This window comes from Aeromonas sp. HMWF017, from assembly GCF_003061465.1.
GTDB classification, from domain to species: Bacteria; Pseudomonadota; Gammaproteobacteria; order Enterobacterales; family Aeromonadaceae; genus Aeromonas; species Aeromonas veronii.
This window is the reverse complement of the sequence record NZ_QAJD01000176.1, coordinates 53,186-55,433: the sequence shown is the minus strand read 5'-3', so window position 1 is coordinate 55,433 and position 2,248 is coordinate 53,186. Positions and strand designations below refer to the sequence as shown.

The window sequence follows — 2,248 nt, the reverse complement described above, 5'->3', positions numbered from 1 at the left end:
AGAGATGAAAGTGAAGTGCACCCTGGTCAAGCAGGACTGGGACGGCATCATTCCGGCGCTGCTGTCACGCAAGTTTGACGCCATCATCGCTACCATGGACATCACCGAAGAGCGCAAGAAGAAGGTGGACTTCACCCAGAAGTACCAGCACATTCCGGCCCGCTTTGCCGCCAAGAAGGGCACTGATGTGCAGCTCGACAAAGCCTTTATGGAAGGCAAGTCCGTCGCGGTGCAGCGTGCAACCTCCATGGATACCTTTATTACCGACAACTTCCCCAACGCCACCATCAAGCGTTACGGCACGGCCGATGAAGCCTATCTCGATCTGAAATCCGGTCGTGTGGACTATGTGCTGGCCGACTCTGCCGCCATCACCGACGGTCTGCTGAAGAAAGAGGGGGGGGATGCCTTTGAATTCGTCGGCCCGAAACTGACCGATCCCAAGTGGTTTGGCGAGGGTGCAGGTATTGCGGTGCGCAAGGCTGACAAGGATCTGAAAGAGAAATTTAACGCCGCCATTCTGGCGCTGCGTGCCAACGGCAAGTACAAGGAAATCAACGACAAGTACTTCGAGTTCGACGTTTACGGAGAGTAAAACAAAGAGACGTTTACGGCGAGTAAGTCCAAAGACGTCTACGGCAAGTAACGACAGGTTGATCCTGTCAGTAGTCATCGGGCCCGTCACCTCCCTGAGGGAGTTTACGGGCCCGCATTGATTGCAATGGAGCTGCACATATTTCATTCGGACTGCTATGGAGCCTTCTGGTTAGCAGGTGCGTGAAGATTCAGTGGCGATGGAGCTGCATATGTTTGATTTGAAAGGATACGAAGCCTCGCTTCTGGAGGGCGCCTGGGTCACCCTGGAAGTGGCGCTGGCCTCCCTGCTGCTGGCGTTGCTGCTGGGGATGCTGGGAGCGCTGGCCAAACTCTCTCCCTACAAGTGGGCCAGGGCCATCGCCACCGGCTACACCACCATCATTCGCGGCATCCCTGATCTGGTGCTGATGATGCTGCTCTTCTTTGGCGGCCAGGTGCTGATCAACGGCATCTGCACCTGGGTCAACGAGACTTACAACAGCTGGTTACTGGAGAGTAATCCCAATCAGGAGTGGGTCTCCCTGCTGCCGGACTATATCGACATTAGCCCCTTTGTGGCCGGTGTCGCGACCATCGGTTTTATCTTCGGCGCCTACATGACCGAGACCTTTCGCGGCGCCATTCTGGCGGTGGACAAAGGCGAGCTGGAGGCTGCACGGGCCTTTGGCATGCGGGCAACCCAGGTGTTTGTGCGGATCCTCTTCCCCCAGATGATGCGCCACGCTCTGCCGGGGTTTGGCAACAACTGGCTGGTGCTGCTGAAAACCACCGCGCTGGTCTCCATCATCGGCCTTGATGACATGGTGCGCAAAGCCTCGCTGGCGGCGGGCTCGACCCAGCAACCCTTCACCTTCTACATGGCGGTGGCGCTGATCTTCCTGATCTTCACCGCAGTCTCCACCTCGGCGCTCAAGTGGGCCGAGCGTCACTATGCCATCAAGACGAGGTAAGCCATGGATTTCTCAATCATTCTCAAAGAGTGGCCCACCTATTGGGAGGGGCTCTATACCACCGTCTGGCTGGTGGCTCTCTCTCTGATCCTTGGGTTGATGCTGGCGGTGCCCATGGGCATCCTGCGCAACAGCCGCAACTGGCTGATCAAGGGGCCGATCTGGGCCTATATCTACTTCTTTCGCGGTACCCCGCTGCTGGTGCAGCTCTTTATCATCTACTACGGCGCCGCCCAGTGGGAGTGGCTGAAGAACAGTGCCGCCTGGTCGCTCTTCTCCGAAGCCTGGTTCTGTGCGCTGCTGGCTTTCACCCTCAATACCGCCGCCTATACCGCCGAGATCGTGCGCGGGGCGGTGCACAATATGCCGCGCGGCCAGATTGAGGCAGCCAACGCCTTTGGCATGACCCGCTGGCAGACCCTGACCCGGATCATTTTGCCCAACTCGTTTCGTCGGGCACTGCCGGCTTACAGCAACGAGGTGATCTTCATGCTGCAGGGTTCGGCGGTGGCGGGCATCATCACCATCGTCGATCTGACCGGCGCGGCGCGGATCATCAACTCTCGCTACTACAGTCCGTTCGAGGCGTTTTTGACCGCAGGGCTGCTCTATATGCTGCTCACCTTTGTCATCGTCTGGCTGTTCAAGAAGTGGGAAGCGCGCTGGCACGCCCACCTGCGCCCGCGCAATGTGTAAGGTGT

3 protein-coding genes are annotated in these 2,248 nt (G+C 58.1%); all 3 read left to right on the top strand.

Annotation, left to right across the window (positions count from 1 at the left end):
* The coding region (locus tag DBR30_RS20015) for a transporter substrate-binding domain-containing protein (protein ID WP_258224523.1) at positions 1 to 595 on the top strand (595 nt) is incomplete at its 5' end.
* A 211-nt stretch (positions 596 to 806) separates the two neighbouring features.
* Positions 807 to 1,547: an ABC transporter permease gene (locus DBR30_RS20010; protein ID WP_005352911.1), complete on the top strand. Its 741-nt coding sequence runs from the start codon at positions 807 to 809 to the stop codon at positions 1,545 to 1,547.
* Between the two features lie 3 nt (positions 1,548 to 1,550).
* A complete protein-coding gene (locus tag DBR30_RS20005; protein WP_005337302.1) occupies positions 1,551 to 2,243 on the top strand; it encodes an ABC transporter permease in 693 nt (230 codons plus the stop codon).
* The last annotated feature ends 5 nt before the right edge of the window (positions 2,244 to 2,248 follow it).

What these genes read in the sequence shown, in the direction of transcription:
- DBR30_RS20010 (WP_005352911.1), top strand. Translation starts at nt 807, where the DNA reads ATGTTTGATTTGAAAGGATACGAAGCCTCGCTTCTGGAGGGCGCCTGG.
- DBR30_RS20005 (WP_005337302.1), top strand. Translation starts at nt 1,551, where the DNA reads ATGGATTTCTCAATCATTCTCAAAGAGTGGCCCACCTATTGGGAGGGG.